Origin of the sequence: Gluconobacter vitians, from assembly GCF_015244565.1 — a bacterium.
Classification (GTDB): domain Bacteria; phylum Pseudomonadota; class Alphaproteobacteria; order Acetobacterales; family Acetobacteraceae; genus Gluconobacter; species Gluconobacter vitians.
The window spans coordinates 1-13,552 of the sequence record NZ_JABCQG010000003.1; the positions used below are offsets into that span (position 1 = coordinate 1).

21 protein-coding genes are annotated in these 13,552 nt (G+C 57.6%); 4 read left to right on the top strand and 17 right to left on the bottom strand.

The genetic code is table 11. The features are described 5' to 3' along the window. From HKD24_RS02805 to HKD24_RS02865, 13 genes are all read right to left on the bottom strand, one after another. Window positions 1-1,131: hypothetical protein (locus HKD24_RS02805; RefSeq protein WP_194258926.1), on the bottom strand; the 1,131-nt coding region annotated here is incomplete at its 3' end. Window positions 1,132-1,143: 12 nt separating this feature from the next. Continuing rightward, complete coding sequence (locus tag HKD24_RS02810; RefSeq protein WP_194258927.1) at window positions 1,144-1,605, bottom strand: hypothetical protein; 462 nt, start codon at window positions 1,603-1,605, stop codon at window positions 1,144-1,146. Continuing rightward, window positions 1,602-1,787, bottom strand: a complete 186-nt coding sequence (locus tag HKD24_RS02815; protein WP_194258928.1) for a hypothetical protein — start codon at window positions 1,785-1,787, stop codon at window positions 1,602-1,604. Before HKD24_RS02815 ends, HKD24_RS02810 begins: the two co-directional genes overlap by 4 nt. Next, window positions 1,777-2,364: a glycine-rich domain-containing protein gene (locus HKD24_RS02820; protein WP_194258929.1), complete on the bottom strand. Its 588-nt coding sequence runs from the start codon at window positions 2,362-2,364 to the stop codon at window positions 1,777-1,779. The genes HKD24_RS02815 and HKD24_RS02820 overlap by 11 nt, the downstream gene beginning before the upstream one ends. Before the next feature lie 23 nt (window positions 2,365-2,387). Further along, on the bottom strand, window positions 2,388-2,822 hold the full coding sequence (locus HKD24_RS02825; RefSeq protein WP_194258930.1) for a hypothetical protein: 435 nt from the start codon (window positions 2,820-2,822) through the stop codon (window positions 2,388-2,390). Next, the gene (locus tag HKD24_RS02830) at window positions 2,819-3,421 is read right to left on the bottom strand and encodes a DUF2612 domain-containing protein (protein WP_194258931.1); all 603 of its coding nucleotides are present in this window, start codon (window positions 3,419-3,421) and stop codon (window positions 2,819-2,821) included. Before HKD24_RS02830 ends, HKD24_RS02825 begins: the two co-directional genes overlap by 4 nt. Window position 3,422: 1 nt before the next feature. After that, window positions 3,423-4,385: a hypothetical protein gene (locus tag HKD24_RS02835; RefSeq protein ID WP_194258932.1), complete on the bottom strand. Its 963-nt coding sequence runs from the start codon at window positions 4,383-4,385 to the stop codon at window positions 3,423-3,425. Continuing rightward, complete coding sequence (locus HKD24_RS02840; protein WP_194258933.1) at window positions 4,372-4,725, bottom strand: hypothetical protein; 354 nt, start codon at window positions 4,723-4,725, stop codon at window positions 4,372-4,374. Before HKD24_RS02840 ends, HKD24_RS02835 begins: the two co-directional genes overlap by 14 nt. A 72-nt stretch (window positions 4,726-4,797) precedes the next feature. Next, window positions 4,798-5,436, bottom strand: coding sequence for a Gp138 family membrane-puncturing spike protein (locus HKD24_RS02845; RefSeq protein ID WP_194258934.1), 639 nt, complete (start codon window positions 5,434-5,436; stop codon window positions 4,798-4,800). Continuing rightward, window positions 5,436-6,434 carry a baseplate hub protein gene (locus HKD24_RS02850; RefSeq protein WP_194258935.1) on the bottom strand — a complete coding sequence of 333 codons (999 nt, stop codon included), beginning with the start codon at window positions 6,432-6,434 and terminating at the stop codon, window positions 5,436-5,438. The genes HKD24_RS02845 and HKD24_RS02850 overlap by 1 nt, the downstream gene beginning before the upstream one ends. Window positions 6,435-6,486: 52 nt before the next feature. Continuing rightward, entirely contained in the window at window positions 6,487-6,729 is a 243-nt protein-coding gene (locus HKD24_RS02855; RefSeq protein WP_194258936.1) for a hypothetical protein, read from the bottom strand. Beyond that, window positions 6,726-7,583 (bottom strand): phage antirepressor KilAC domain-containing protein, encoded by an 858-nt coding sequence (locus tag HKD24_RS02860; protein ID WP_194258937.1) that lies wholly within the window; start codon window positions 7,581-7,583, stop codon window positions 6,726-6,728. The genes HKD24_RS02855 and HKD24_RS02860 overlap by 4 nt, the downstream gene beginning before the upstream one ends. Before the next feature lie 18 nt (window positions 7,584-7,601). Next, entirely contained in the window at window positions 7,602-7,787 is a 186-nt protein-coding gene (locus HKD24_RS02865; RefSeq protein WP_194258938.1) for a FitA-like ribbon-helix-helix domain-containing protein, read from the bottom strand. Between the two features lie 57 nt (window positions 7,788-7,844). On the opposite strand from HKD24_RS02865, the gene HKD24_RS02870 reads away from it, so the two are divergent. The 4 genes from HKD24_RS02870 (at window position 7,845) to HKD24_RS02885 (ending at window position 9,918) form a co-directional block, all read left to right on the top strand. Continuing rightward, window positions 7,845-8,288, top strand: coding sequence for an Arc family DNA-binding protein (locus HKD24_RS02870; protein ID WP_194258939.1), 444 nt, complete (start codon window positions 7,845-7,847; stop codon window positions 8,286-8,288). Further along, a complete protein-coding gene (locus HKD24_RS02875) occupies window positions 8,285-9,277 on the top strand; it encodes a hypothetical protein (protein WP_194258940.1) in 993 nt (330 codons plus the stop codon). The genes HKD24_RS02870 and HKD24_RS02875 overlap by 4 nt, the downstream gene beginning before the upstream one ends. 100 nt (window positions 9,278-9,377) lie before the next feature. Next, the gene (locus tag HKD24_RS02880) at window positions 9,378-9,641 is read left to right on the top strand and encodes a BrnT family toxin (RefSeq protein ID WP_194258941.1); all 264 of its coding nucleotides are present in this window, start codon (window positions 9,378-9,380) and stop codon (window positions 9,639-9,641) included. Then, a complete protein-coding gene (locus HKD24_RS02885) occupies window positions 9,625-9,918 on the top strand; it encodes a BrnA antitoxin family protein (protein WP_228124129.1) in 294 nt (97 codons plus the stop codon). Before HKD24_RS02880 ends, HKD24_RS02885 begins: the two co-directional genes overlap by 17 nt. 177 nt (window positions 9,919-10,095) lie before the next feature. Here the strand turns inward: HKD24_RS02885 and HKD24_RS02890 are convergent, their stop codons facing one another. The 4 genes from HKD24_RS02890 to HKD24_RS02905 are packed head-to-tail and all read right to left on the bottom strand — an operon-like array spanning window position 10,096 to window position 13,442. Beyond that, window positions 10,096-10,590, bottom strand: coding sequence for a hypothetical protein (locus HKD24_RS02890; protein ID WP_194258942.1), 495 nt, complete (start codon window positions 10,588-10,590; stop codon window positions 10,096-10,098). Further along, entirely contained in the window at window positions 10,583-10,888 is a 306-nt protein-coding gene (locus HKD24_RS02895) for a phage baseplate plug family protein (protein WP_194258943.1), read from the bottom strand. The genes HKD24_RS02890 and HKD24_RS02895 overlap by 8 nt, the downstream gene beginning before the upstream one ends. After that, entirely contained in the window at window positions 10,885-11,622 is a 738-nt protein-coding gene (locus HKD24_RS02900; RefSeq protein ID WP_194258944.1) for a hypothetical protein, read from the bottom strand. The genes HKD24_RS02895 and HKD24_RS02900 overlap by 4 nt, the downstream gene beginning before the upstream one ends. After that, entirely contained in the window at window positions 11,622-13,442 is a 1,821-nt protein-coding gene (locus HKD24_RS02905; RefSeq protein WP_194258945.1) for a phage tail tape measure protein, read from the bottom strand. Before HKD24_RS02905 ends, HKD24_RS02900 begins: the two co-directional genes overlap by 1 nt. Window positions 13,443-13,552: the final 110 nt, after the last annotated feature.

Sequence of the window (13,552 nt, forward strand, 5' to 3'; positions counted from 1 at the left end):
CGCTACGCCAAGATCGGCTTTCCAAATGGCGCTGTTCGCATTGGGATAGAGACAGGTATGCGCCTCGCCACCGGACTGCCAGACGTCTCCTGTCGCATACAGTTCGGCTGCGTCATCCAGGCATCCCGGCTGCCGTTTGGTGACAGGGGCAGGCGATGCATCAGCTGGGGCTGACAGCGGATCCAGTCGCAGCGGAAAGCCTGCTTTGTCCAGCAGCTTCACCGTGGCATCCTGACTTTGCAGGAGCTGGAGACCGTTAGCGAAAATGCCGGCATCCGTCAGGCCGAAAGCTGGCTGGCTGCTCTGATCAGATGCGTAGGATCCATCAGCCCCGATCTGCGCGACAAGAAAACCATAGCTGTCTGTCAGCATGAAAGCATGGCCGGCCTGTCCGGGCAGGAGACGCGCTGTCCCGGCGCGGACTTCCCCCAGGGATGTAATCGTCTGGGCCACGGCTGCCCATCCGGCGCGGGCATAATACTGCCAGGCACCATTATGGAACCAGGCGGCATCTCCGACAGCCCAGACGGCATGTCCGTCGAGGGACGTCATGCCGGCCACGGAGACAACCCATAGATCCCCTTCTGCGCCTTGGCCGTTTGCAAGCTGTGGCGTGTTGGTCGAGGCATTCCAGTAGCCCCGATAGGTCAGGGGGACGGTACCGGACAAAGCAGCCGTGAGCAGGACTTTTGCAGCACCCGCATCTGCCGCGACACCAGCGACAGCATTCTGGGCGGACGCAGAAGTGGCCTCGACCTCCGTCTGTGTCTGCTTGACGCCTGTCAGGATCGTGGCAGCATCAGACGCCGACTGCGCGGCTGCCTGAGAGTGAACGGCCGCCGCCGCCTGAGATGCCTGCGACTGGTTGGCGCTTGTCTGGGACTGCTGCGCGCTGGCCTGTGCCTGCGCAGTGTACTGACCGAGAGCCGCACCACTCAGGGCATCATCGAGGTCTTTGGTTTGAACGACGCTTTCCGGCAGCCCCGCCGCGACGAGATCAGCCACTGTCCCGTTCTGCACAGCGCCAGAGAAAACCCCGGTAACCTTGTCAGTCGGCTGAATTTCGCTTGCCACGCTAAGAGTCGTAAGAGACTGGCCACCCGAGGCGCCCGTTGTTGTTGTTTCGCTCATGTGTGATCCAGTCTATTGCGCCAGCAGGTCGTTACCAGCAGCCGTGGTGATGCGCGTGCCATCCGGCAGCGTAAGAACATTCGGAGCCACGGCCTGATCCTGCCCCGCGAGAAGTGCATTCGAAGACAAGACAGTGATTTGAATGATTGCGGAGAGCGTACGGCCGCCGCTGGTTACTGCGGTGACTTCCACGGATTGTGGCCCCGCAGCGACCCAAGTGATCCATGCGGTCGCGATCGCTTCCGTAAAGGTGGGCTTTCCTGACCACCCGATGACCCCGCCCGATACGGCAAAGGCTGCGTTCGTTAGTGTCTCTTCGCAGCAGAGTTGCCCCGAAAAATCGACGCTGTAGTCTGCGGCGCTATTGAGGAAAGCCCCTGGCCAACAAAGCAGAACGGGGGCGGAAATACCCCGAACCCTGAAGGACGGTGGGACGTCAGCTTTCACGACCCGCTGGCATGGCGCCCAGGTCATGATGCGCTGACCGCGTAAGTGCTTCCGATCGGATACTTCCGCTCCGCGTCTGCAACAGCAGCTTGCCCACCTGTAATGGTCGGCGCCGTGCCTGCAGGGCAGACGATATTGTTCACTACATATCCGACCGGCATGCCGCCCTGTGCGGAGGTCAGATAAATGGCATATATTTCAGAAGTCATAGATCACTTCTCCTGCCGTGCCAGCGCCACCATTACTGGTACCTGTGCCGCCCGAGCCACCGCCGCCAGATTGACCGGTTATGCCCGTCGTGTTCTGGCCTGTGACCTGAACGAAGGATTTACCAAACGATGGACCGCCTGTTCCGCCCCATCCCTGACTGACGCCGGCATAGATGCCGTAACCACCGCCGGCGCCATCCTCAGCGGCATATCCAACCGCAGTTGTCACCTTGGACGTTCCGCCGACACCGCCCGCACCAACGCTGCCTTCGGTCGCATTTGCTCCACCGCTACCGCCAGTGACGCGAGCCACTTCAACGCCGGAGACATACAGGATCGTGTCGCCGCCAGATGTGCCAGATGTTCCGTTGTTGACGCCAGCAGAGCCGCCTGCGCCGACTACCCATGAAACGTTGTTGCCGGGCTGGACTGCAATGATGACTTCGATCCAGCCACCACCGCCGCCACCGCCGCCTGCCGAGACAGCGGAAGTAGAGTTTCCACCGCCAGCCCCGCCACCACCGCCCCCTGCACGCAGACGGAAACGCATCAGATAGACGCCGGCAGGAACAATCATATTCCCTGTATTTGACGTCTGGATCAGCGTGCTAGACGTCGCTTTATAAAAGCCTGCCCTGACCCACGATGATCCAGATGCGCCTGGCGTTGTGGTGTTTGCGTCTGCTGTGGATTGCCAATAGATGCCAGCCGTCGTTGCGTCCTGCACAATGCATCCGTTTGGATAGCCACCAACAGCAGTCTGATAGGCTGCATCAAACTGAGGCACGTATCCGAGGCAATACTGCCGGAGAAGGCCCGTGACGATGCGCAGGATCGCAGGATGCCGTTGAAATCTTTTCCGTCAGGAGGCGTGCCGCCTGCGACCGTTGCTGTGAAGGTATCAGCCGGAAAGCCCTGATCAAAAGACGCAGCGGTCTGGTCTGTCGTTGTCTGGGGAATGTCCCTGACAAAGGAATTAGAGGCATTACCCGCGAAGGGAATGACAATTTTGGAAGGAAAATCAGATTGTTTCATAGGATATCCCCACCGAAATCAGTGTCGACGTCGAGGTAAGGCGTGAAAATGTAACTTGTGCTCACACCGCAAGGTCGAGGAAGAATACCTGAACCAATGATCGAACGATCCACAGGTGTTGGCGTAAATCCAAATACATACGTGATCGTCATGTCTTGATTATCGGTGACGTAGCATTGGCCTTTGTCTCCGAAGAGTATCATCAGGATGGCATTCAGCCCTGTGATGGACCCGTTCCAAATATTGGCCGCAGCTTTGGCGAAGATCAGGCGCCGGAAGGCGTCATCTGTTAGGCTGAAATTTGAGCTTGCCCCGAACCCGCTATAAAAAACGCCTTCACCGAAGGTGAGGGAGTCAGGCACAGCCTCGGAGAAGCCAAAAAATCCGGTATTTGCGACTTGAAGAACGCGGCTGACACCGACAATACGGCCCCAGACGTCCAATCCCCAGCCCACTGCGGTCTGCGGATTCCAGACGCTGTCGTACCACGCATCTGTCAGCGCCCGCGGGTCTACGGCCTGGTTAAAGCCTTCGATAATCGTCCTGAGAGACGGGCTATTTGCGAATTGCGCAAGGATCGTCTCTGATACATTGAGCATGTCACACCAGTGTCAGAGTGATATTCGCAGCGGAGATCGAAGGTGCCTGATTGAGGTTCAGGTCGATCCGCTGCTCGCCAGCCGCAGATGTTGTGCCGATCGTGATGCCTTCGAGCTGAACCCAACTCGCGATATTCCCGACTGCGCAATAATACCGTGCGGCAAGGATGGTGGAGCCCTGCCGGGGCTGCGTTACCGTTCCGTCGGTGAAGGCGGCAATGAGCGCGTCCTGAATTTGCCCCAAAGCCGTTGACGGAACGGCGTTTGAATTGACGATCTGCACGTTGAAATAAATCGGCGTATCAATGGCAGTGTCGTACTTCACCGTATATTTTGGGCCATTGCCGTTATAGACGGCGGCCGGATCCTGAATGGTGATGCTATTGGAGCCGGTGTAGCCGCAGCCAGGCGATTTCCGCTGGATGATCGCGAGAGCCACGGCAGCGGGATCGACGTTGTTCCCAGTGTAGCAGACATAGAGACTGTGTGGGTCCAGCGTTATGCCGCCAGTAAGAAGCGAGGTTCCGTTCGGATTGTCCGTGACGTAGGCGTCCGTCACACCTTCGATGCTGAGGATGGCGCCAAGAACTGAGGCATTGGCACCAACACTATACTGCGCCACGCTGTTCTGGCGGCGATATTCAAAAGCTGCCCGTGTCTCGCCCTCATTGCGCGTGAGGAAAGCGATATATCCGATCGCATCCTGCATCCGGCCTGAAGCCGTTCGCGGATCAATTCCGTTGAAGACGGCAAGGATCTGGTCAAGACAATCGCCGATGATGGCCGTTTCGCTCATGGCGAGCTGGCCTTGCGGCGTCGTCAGCGCCTGATTGACGTTTCCGCCGAGAGCCGCAGTGATGTCAGCTTGGACACCCGCGAGAATGTCTGTCTCCGCAGGGGCGCTGAAACCAGCATCGGTCAGTGAGGCAGACGGGACAGACGTGGTGGCGTCAGAACTGGACACTCTGCGTCTCTCCTGTCGTGAGCGTTACGGCAATGACGCCGCCTATGGATCGGTCAGCCCGGGGGCCAATAAGTGCGCACTGCGCTGCAGACACGCCCGGCACGCCCATAGCGGCCTGTTCTGCCTGCGCCCGCAGGAGGGGGACGGAGGACAAACCGTTGAAAATGCCGCTGTCATAAGGAAGGCCAAGGCTGGTGTCGTACCAGCACTCACCGATCCATGTTCTGATTGCCGTGGCCACGTCCTGAAGAACGGAATATGGCTCCGTACAGACGGCAAGATTTCTGTTCGCATCGACGGAGAGATCCCACGTCGTGCGGTCGAGAAGTAGCGATTTCATGGAATATCCCGAGCAAAACGTTCGTCTGGGGATTTATCTGGACAGTAGTTTGTTCTGGGCCCAGGTACAAGGCTATTTTGGCGGGGTGGTATTGCTCGATCCGGACTGAACACCGCCGTGGACATGGCTTTCCAGCGAGACGGAGCCAGCCTGCACATCGCCGGTTGCCTTGATCGTGCCCGACACATTCAGATTGCAGTTCACGTCCATTTCGGACGCCTGCACCGTGACCTTGCCAGTCGTGACAATTCGGACGCCATCCGTGGTGATCTGGACGTAGTGCGCAGGGGCCTCGTTCAGGAACCCGCCCACATAGACGCAGTCCGCCATGGAGTGCTGACGGAAGCTGCCGGGAAGGGCCGGGGCGCGGGTCGCCACGACGTTCGACTGATCGCGGCCGGAAATGATGATGTAGCCGATGTCGCCCGCCACCGGGTCAACGATGACAGCGCATGTCCCGCCCTGAATGCGAAGATACGGCACACCATAGATTGTGCCATGAGGAACGGCAGTCCCATCGCTGGTCTGCTGATGGACCATCGGCGTGACATCCACCGTTCCGACGATACCGTTACCGGCGTGCACGGCAGACACCTGAACGAGGACGTTTGTTCCAAGATCAGACAGGTTGCGTCGTACGGCCGCGTCGATCGCGCTACTGTCCGTGTTCCCCTGCGTGATTCCAACGAAGGAGGATGCTGTTCCCGACATCAGTATGCCTTTGCCTGAGGGACATCTGCCCGGATGGCCGCCATCTGCGTGAACCAGGGGCCGTTCGGTAACTCGGCGGCGATGTCATGGGTGATGAGTGTTGGTTTCCAGAGGCCAGATGATGGCATCTGCGGGATACTCTGCCCCATCTGATTGTTGACCCAGCCTTCCGGGAGATACTCGCTCACAAGCTGAAACGGGACCATGTATTGCAGAGCCGGATTGAAAAAGGCCGTCACACCAATGCCGTTCTGGTTGTAAGCGGCATATCCGACGAGACCGGTTGCCTTGCTGAGCTTGACCGTAGTCTTGCTCTGCGTGCCATCATCCGATCGGCCCCAGACATGAAGCATGCCCGTGACCGTATCGATCCGATAGACGGCGTGAATGCTGTGGGCAAGCTTGTCGATCTGCTTCATGAGGTCGCCCGCCTCATAGAACGAGTTGATCGTCTGCTTCACGCCATGGTTTGCGAAAGTCAGGCCGGCCTTGGTCGCCAGTTCGCTGAAGATCGTCGCGGCTGGCGTTGGCTGGCTGTAGGACGTCGGGATCGCCGTTGTCACCTTGAGGCTCAGCGTGTCGTAAGCCAACACCTGAAAAGCCACGGATGGCGCTCCGGAAAAATCCACGAAGGCTTCCGCAATATCGCCGATGAACACGGTTGAGAGCGTCCCGCCAGCATCCCCCGCCTGCACCTGAACAGTTGCGCCAGAAAAACGCGTGTTCGTCTGGTTGTTGGCGTTCGTCATGGCCATGACCACCGAAAGCCGGTTCATCATGGCGAGCGTCATGCCCTCAACGCGGAGGGAGAGTTGTGACCCCGTGAACATCCCCGCGTTCGTTACGGTGGCCCGAACCCGCAATCCTGAAAGCGTCACCTTGTCCGCCGAGCTACCCGGTCCGATGGCCCCGGTTGGGACGGTGAAAGACACGTCAATCTGCTTCTTGGTGAAGCTCGGCTTGCGGCGCGAGGCCGTGACCGTGGTTGTTCCGCTCATTCGGCGATCCTTTCAGGCAATAAAAAAGCCGCCCCGAAGGGCGGCTCCGTAGTCAGGCGGGTTCCAGCGCCCGTTGTGTTTCTTCTGACTGCCCGTATGCCTCATACAAGGCGACGAGCGCTTTCTGCGCGGCGGCTGATAAGTGCCGTTCCGGGTTGGGTGTCCCGCAGAGCTTGTCACCCCAGAAGTTGCGGATATCGTTCTCAAGCCGCTGCGACCAACGGGCCTGTCCTGTGACGAGCAGGCACATCTTGCGCTCGAAGTCTTGTCCGTCTGCTGTGGCCAGCGCGCTCATGACATCGGCTCCGGCTTCTTGGCGAAAGGGGGCTTACCGACCTTTTCAGCCAGATTGCGAAGGCCGGTCTTGGCTTCGTTCTTGGCTTTCGTGGCCGCGATGATCTCCGCCAGTCTCCGCAGGCCTTTCTGTGTGATGCGAAATTCGTGCTTCACCATCTCTTCACCCGTGTACGGATGCTTGTAGGTCTCCGGCACGAGGCGAACGTAGCCCATCTTGAGCCCATAGTGAGCCGGGACGCGCTTCTTCCCCTGAAAGCATGACCAGCCGTGGCCATCGATATAGTCCGTCACCCATTTCTGGCCGACCTTCAGCTCCCTGCCTGCATCACGCACACCCTGCTCACCCGGAAGGCTGGCAAGGTAGTCGTGAGCTTCTGCCTTGGGGACGGCCTCACCGAGTGCCAGCTTGTGCCGCTCGACTTCCGACAGCGCTTCATCACGCTCCATCGCCATCTTCCCGGCCTCGATCAGTGCCTCGGCATAGGTCTGGGGGATGGAAGGTTTGGGGGCAGGGATCTCGCCACGCTCATAGGCGTCGAACTTCTCGATGATCTCAATTGTGATCTCCGTTGCCTCAGCCGTCTCGGACTTTGCTGTGATGAAGATCGCCTGCTTTTTGTTGAGGTAGGTTTCCGTTGCGGTTCCGCCATTAATGACCCGCTCCACTGTGAAGCGGGGTCCCATTTTGTCCAAATCTGCGCCGTAACGCTTGATCAGATTGCGGATGTTACGCGGACGGTCAAAACCCAACCGCGTCGCAAGATCTGTATCGAGGATACGCAGTTCGCCGTCGTGCATGGCGGGAGCGATTACGTTTGAGCCTTCAACGGCTTTCGTGATAACATCTGTCATTGCAGTGTTCCTTCGATCTCACTGTTGAGAGGCATCGGGGGTGGTCGCCAAACTGGCCCCTGATGCCTTTTCTGTTTTCAGAACTTCCTTCAAAATTGCCGAAAGCTCTTTGTTTGCAGAGCGATCATTCATTATCGCTCTAATTTTGAGCGCTCGAAGCAGATCGCTATCCAATCTCAGAGTTAGGGATGATGTTCGTTTCATAAAGACTCCTTTTGCACTCATGGGTGCATATAATGCTTATTATGAGTGCATATTTGAGTGCAAGACTTTTTTCTGCACTCATTCTATTTTTCTCGCATGTCCGATTCATCCACGCGCTCAATCACCATTCGGCTCGACGCAGATCTGTTCCAAGCGATCAAAGAGGTTGCCGCAGGGAACTCGCGATCAATGAACGCGGAGATTTCCGCCCGTCTTGCGACGAGCCTCAATCAAGATGCCTGGTGGATAAAAGACTCTGCGTGGCCGACGCAGGATAAGTCGGAGCAATCGCGCCCGTCTCACGCAGAACGCGTTGAACAATTGCATCAGCGGATGAGTATCATCATGAAGGAGTGGCGCGCTCTTTCGGATGGCCTTGCTGGACTGCCAGACGTGATGAAAGGAACGATCATCCGCCGTTTGAGTGAGTTGGAGCAAGAGAGAGCCAAGCTAGACAGTGAGTTGCGGCTTATTGATCCAGACTACCAGGACAATCATTGACACGACTCTTTCTGAACCCTCACGCTCATAAAATTGAGAGGGTGAAAGAGATGAAGTGGCCGAGGTTTTTTAGAAAAGAAAATAAGGGGGTTTTCCAAGTAACTATATCTCAGTCAGATATAAAAAATTCCCCTGATTATCTCGCTATATCACCGGATGGTCGGTGGAAGTTAGATGCAGTCCACGCAAAAACTTCATCTAAGTATGTCTTATCTCACAACAGTAAGTGCATTTTTTCTTACCCTCAAGATTCTTTCGGGCTGCTTTTTGAGGGGGTCTGTCTATCAAATTCTGGCGAATTTTGTTTTTTCTATACTGATTTGGCCAAAAGAAATAAGGCGACTGACACATCTACGTTGTATCTTGTCTCTGGCGACCAGGTGCGCTGCCTAACTCTTTCGGGTTTTTTTAGAACCTGCGTTATTTCAGATGATGGAAAATTATGCGCCATCACGGGCACGAATGTTGACCATAAGCGTGAAACCGCTTTGTTCTCTATAGAGAATGGGAAACAGATAGCATCCTTCATGACTGACGAATACAAGTTGCAGGATATTAAAAAAATACTCCCTGACCGAAAGAAAATAATTCTATCAGACAAGGATTTAGGCGAGTTCTGCTTTTCGTTTTCTGGTGAGATCGACGACGAAAAATTTTATATTGATGCTGAACTTCACAGAGGAAATCTCGACATTGTTTGCGCTCGTGTCGATAAGATTCTTAAATTCAAGCCGGTCATCACCGATACTGACCTCCTAGAAGAACTGCTCGTCTGCATCGACAGCGCTCATCCGACACAATTCTCTGAAGAGAAATGGAACAAAAGAACTGCCTTAGGTGCAAAGATTGCAATATTCGAGAGATTGAAGCGCCCAAACGAAGCGTATCAATGCGCGGCTGAACTGGCGAACCTTTTCCCGACTGCTGCGAATAAAAAAAAAGTGGTCTCGCTTAAAAAACGCCTCAGTTCCTCACCTCCCCAAACTTGACCCGACTCCGCTCTGCCGTGGGGTGGTGAAACGCCACCCCCTTTAAATCGTACATACAATCTGATTGACTTCTTCAGTCTATCCGTATATACAATAAGACATGAGATACGACTGGGACGAAACCAAGCGCCTGAGCAACATTGAGAAGCATGGCGTTGATTTCGTGAGCGCCGAAGGCTTCGAATGGGACGCGGCGTTCATCAGGGCCAGCCAGTCTTCGAACGAGCCGCGCCTTGTTGCGCTCGGCCCAATTGGCAACCGCCTTCATGTTCTGGTGTACAGCATCGAAACGCGGATCGTTCGGATCATCAGCCTGCGAAAGGCCAACAAACGGGAGGTATCGCTCTATGTCTCGCAAGACTAACATCATCATGCCGACTGACGAGGAAGACGCCCGGATCAATCAGGGCATTGCACTCGATAGCGATAACCCGGAACTGACCGAGGCGGACTTTCAGGCTATGAGACCGGCCGCAGAGGTCGCGCCCGCATTGGCGAAGGCGAGGCGCGTTCGTGGTCCTCAGAAGGCTGCCACGAAGCGCTCCGTCTCTCTGCGTCTAGATCAGGACGTGCTTGAGAAGTTCAAGAGCACCGGGCCCGGCTGGCAGACCCGCATCAATGAGGCTCTGCGTCGAGCCTGAGGCCGTTTGACCGGACTCCGGGGCGGCTGCTGAGGTGATCTGTCAGCAGGGGAACAAGAGATGAGCAAAGAGCCGCCGAAGCCAAAGCCTACCCAGGCATCTCGCATGAGTGCTGTCGCCGCTGCGAGGCCGCAGAAGATCGCGCATGATAGCGCGTCTGGGTCGCGCAAACAGCCTTTACCGGCCAGCGCGCCAAAGCGCCCAAAATAGCAGGACTGAAAAAGGCGTAGCGCATGCGACGATCCACGCGGCGCGAAGGTATTTCTGCACGCGGCTGATCACGGTCTCATTGTGTACGATCACGTCTTCTGCATACTCGCTGAAGGCTTTCAAATAGCCTTCCTGTGACCGTTCATCGTCGTCATGCATGACCGCATCGAACTGCGTGGGCGAGAGCATGAGTGGATGCAGGCGCGTTGAATAGAGGACGCGCGCGCAGAGGATGGCGGCCCCTATGAATCCGCACGCACCCAGAACAGAGGCTTCCTTCCGGAAACCTTTCTGAGAAAGCGCCCCAGCCACGCTGGCGGACGCGAGCGTCACCATAAAGCCAATCAGGGTGGTGGCGCGGCCTTTGGTGCGGTCGAGGCTGGCGCGCGCTTCTTTGTCTGAGGCTTCGGAGTGTCGTGCTTTTTCTTTGGCCAGCCAGAGTTCGAAATTCTCATCAGCCATTTCCAGTCTCCACAAAAGTCAGCACATATCGTGCCCCCAGTCCGTCATAGGCCGGATCGTCGCTCCCCTGCGTATCCACAAACATGAAGTCACCACCCAAGCCGAGATAGTCCGCATGCACCACCGGGTTCAGGTTCTGGCAGATGGCCCCCGCCACGACCTGCGCGTCGTTTATCCAGACATTCATGTAGAGCCCGGTTGACCGCTGATAGACGTCGAGCCGGACAAGCTGCTGGTTCAGGATGACATTCAGGGTTTGACTGGCTGTCGCCGCTAAGGGGATCTGAACGGCAGTCACAAGGCCACTCCCAGAAGAGAAGTCTGCACGGGCAGGGAAGGGGTTGTCGTCTGAACCGTTCCGTTCTGGACGGCTTCTTCGCCCTGAGGCTGGGCCGTGTTGGTATAGGCCGCCGTGCCGGTATTCCGGATCTGCTGGATCATGATCTCCGCCATGAGCATGGTCACGCCACTTCGGCTTTCGCGGCGCCAGCGGTACCCGAGGATATTGGCGTTCGTCGCCGTGAACTCAGGCGTCACCACGGAATAGAGGTTCGTGTCCGCGCAAAGACTTTCGAGCGTCGAGATGAAAGATGCCCGGACGTGCTGTCCGGTCTTGCCCGATAGATTGGGGATCAGCTTTGTGATGGCGGATAGGATCCCGTCCGATCCGGTCTCTGTTCCATCGCAGACCATGATGACCCGTGCCGAGTAGGGCATCTTCACCTTGTTGTAGGACGCGAAACCGCCTCCTACCTGATCGCTGGCCGCGATCGGAGCATCCGAGACCATGTAGCTGTTCTTGTACTCGATCCCCATCACGCGCCCAGATGTGAGAAGCTGCGTGTTCGTGGAATCGAATATCCCCCACTGCTTTGCAGCCTGATTGGTGATGTAGCTCTCCACCACGCCAGCAAGAGCGGCCGAGGCGGAAGCATCTACCCCTGCGCCGATAGACTGCCCCAGAAGGGCGGGGACACCAACGGCGACCGGAATGTCCCAGACGGATGGGAGAGCAACGTCGGCGAACGCCATCAGGCCTGTCCTTGCGCGTTGATAAGGGGAAGCGTACGCCGGAGTTCCTGGTGGAAGTCTTGCGCAAGCTGCTGAGGGTTGTCCGTGTTCGCGTGGATGTGGACGTCCCCGACATGGACCTCAGTCGTGTGTGTGACACTCCCTGAAGCACCCTGCGCCGCGATGGCCGCAGTCGCCGCGTCCGAATAGCGCGTCCCGGCCGTGCCGAACGCATCATGCCCGACTTGCCCGGTCCGCATCCAGTTCAACGCGCCGCCCGCACCCTGATTGTGAGCATAGGCGAGGATGGCATACTGACGAGACAGGGAGGCGTTCCGGAAGTCCTCGCTCTTAGAACTAAGGGTGGCCGCATTCTGTTCTGTGTAAGCCTTGAAGAACCGTTCCTGCATCGCGGGATCATGAAGGAACTGATCCTGTGTCGGAACTGCCTCATGCAGGCGTCGGGCCGCGTCCTGAATGGCACCGGCACCCATCTGATACTTCCCGGCGTACTTTCCACCCGCGCCGCCCATCTGGTCGTAGCGTGCGCCCTCAATCCCGGCCACGCTTTTGGCAAAGGCGCCGAAAGGATCAGGACCGAACGCGCCCCGCGCTCGCAGGCGATCAACAGCTGCGCTTTCGCCCTTGTTCAGACCTTCAGCATGGAGGGCAGCATAGCCGACCGCACCCCATCCGGTCAGGCGCGTGGCGAACGCCGCAAGGCGCCCAAGCGTCAAGCCGGTACCGGCCGCATCCGTCCCTTCTGCCAGATAGGGCGATAACTTGCCGCCGCCCATCCTCTCGGCTTCCGATGCCACGCCCGGCCGTTTGGCCGCGCCTTCTGATGCCGCGCCCGCACCGCCCTTGCACTCACAGCCACAAGCCGCGCTGTGAAGGGCTTCGATAGCTGCTCCGCCCATCAGCAGGGCCTTGATGCCGCGGATTGCCATAATGCCAGTTATCGCGGTCCCGACCGCACCGAGCGCCGTTCCAAGCCCGACCACGCCCAGCGTGATTTCGCCAATATGGCGAGCAAGATCCGGGTTTTCCTTTTCCCATGCCGTCAGGCGCGTCACTATGCCGTCAATGGCCGGAGTCAGATCGCCAAGGATCGCTCTGCCGAGACCTTCCGTCGTCGTGGTCAGGTCCGTCCAGTCTTTCAAAAGCTGCTGGCTGTCACGGATCTGGTCGGCAGTTGGGCCAGTATTGCGGAACTGGTCCTGCAGCTTATCAAAGGCGGCCGTCGTCTGGTCGATCAGATTGATCTCGCCTGGGCCAATGCCGAGTTGAGAGAGGAGCGTGTTTTTGACGCCCTGATCCATCCCCTGTGTGGCGCGGTTGAGCTGCTGGAGAATGTCCTGCCGGATGTGTCCATGCTGGTCTGTATAGTTCTGGACGCCGAGCTGGCCCATGATGCGCTGGAGGTTCCCGGCCTGCGACGGATCAACCAACATGCCCTGCATCGCCTGGAAGGACGCGCCGACTTCCTGAGCCGAACCGCCCACGGCCATGACAGCACGCTGCATCTGATACAGTCGGCGCGGATCCAGATTGAGGCGCTGCGCCATATAGCCGAGTTCGGCATTGGACCGGGTGATCTCGGACGTGAATGCCTTGAGCGTCCGACCTCCGGTAAAGACAGCCAACAAGGCGAGGGCTTCCGTGCGGGCACGAGAAAACCCGTCCGCCGCAGCTTTTCCGCTGTCCGCCAATGCGCTTTGCGTTTTGGTGGCGCTGCGCTCGACCTGGCCCAGACTCTTGGACGCCTGCTGTGCGCCCTTGGCGACACCTCGACCATCAAGGCCAAGCTGAATGACCAGACTGTCAATGACGTTCGGCATGCTGGCCCTAACTTTTGTTGTACGCCGTGACCATGGCTGCTTCCCACATCAGGAGCATGTCTTCGCTATCGTAGACGGTCATCAGTTCGTGGAGCGTTGCCATTCTCTCC

Excerpts from the sequence above, each read along its gene's own strand:
- HKD24_RS02810 (WP_194258927.1), bottom strand. The coding sequence starts at position 1,605 with ATGACCTGGGCGCCATGCCAGCGGGTCGTGAAAGCTGACGTCCCACCG.
- HKD24_RS02815 (WP_194258928.1), bottom strand. The coding sequence starts at position 1,787 with ATGACTTCTGAAATATATGCCATTTATCTGACCTCCGCACAGGGCGGC.
- HKD24_RS02820 (WP_194258929.1), bottom strand. The coding sequence starts at position 2,364 with ATGATTGTTCCTGCCGGCGTCTATCTGATGCGTTTCCGTCTGCGTGCA.
- HKD24_RS02825 (WP_194258930.1), bottom strand. The coding sequence starts at position 2,822 with ATGAAACAATCTGATTTTCCTTCCAAAATTGTCATTCCCTTCGCGGGT.
- HKD24_RS02830 (WP_194258931.1), bottom strand. The coding sequence starts at position 3,421 with ATGCTCAATGTATCAGAGACGATCCTTGCGCAATTCGCAAATAGCCCG.
- HKD24_RS02840 (WP_194258933.1), bottom strand. The coding sequence starts at position 4,725 with ATGAAATCGCTACTTCTCGACCGCACGACGTGGGATCTCTCCGTCGAT.
- HKD24_RS02845 (WP_194258934.1), bottom strand. The coding sequence starts at position 5,436 with ATGTCGGGAACAGCATCCTCCTTCGTTGGAATCACGCAGGGGAACACG.
- HKD24_RS02850 (WP_194258935.1), bottom strand. The coding sequence starts at position 6,434 with ATGAGCGGAACAACCACGGTCACGGCCTCGCGCCGCAAGCCGAGCTTC.
- HKD24_RS02855 (WP_194258936.1), bottom strand. The coding sequence starts at position 6,729 with ATGAGCGCGCTGGCCACAGCAGACGGACAAGACTTCGAGCGCAAGATG.
- HKD24_RS02860 (WP_194258937.1), bottom strand. The coding sequence starts at position 7,583 with ATGACAGATGTTATCACGAAAGCCGTTGAAGGCTCAAACGTAATCGCT.
- HKD24_RS02865 (WP_194258938.1), bottom strand. The coding sequence starts at position 7,787 with ATGAAACGAACATCATCCCTAACTCTGAGATTGGATAGCGATCTGCTT.
- HKD24_RS02880 (WP_194258941.1), top strand. The coding sequence starts at position 9,378 with ATGAGATACGACTGGGACGAAACCAAGCGCCTGAGCAACATTGAGAAG.
- HKD24_RS02885 (WP_228124129.1), top strand. The coding sequence starts at position 9,625 with ATGTCTCGCAAGACTAACATCATCATGCCGACTGACGAGGAAGACGCC.
- HKD24_RS02890 (WP_194258942.1), bottom strand. The coding sequence starts at position 10,590 with ATGGCTGATGAGAATTTCGAACTCTGGCTGGCCAAAGAAAAAGCACGA.
- HKD24_RS02900 (WP_194258944.1), bottom strand. The coding sequence starts at position 11,622 with ATGGCGTTCGCCGACGTTGCTCTCCCATCCGTCTGGGACATTCCGGTC.
- HKD24_RS02905 (WP_194258945.1), bottom strand. The coding sequence starts at position 13,442 with ATGCCGAACGTCATTGACAGTCTGGTCATTCAGCTTGGCCTTGATGGT.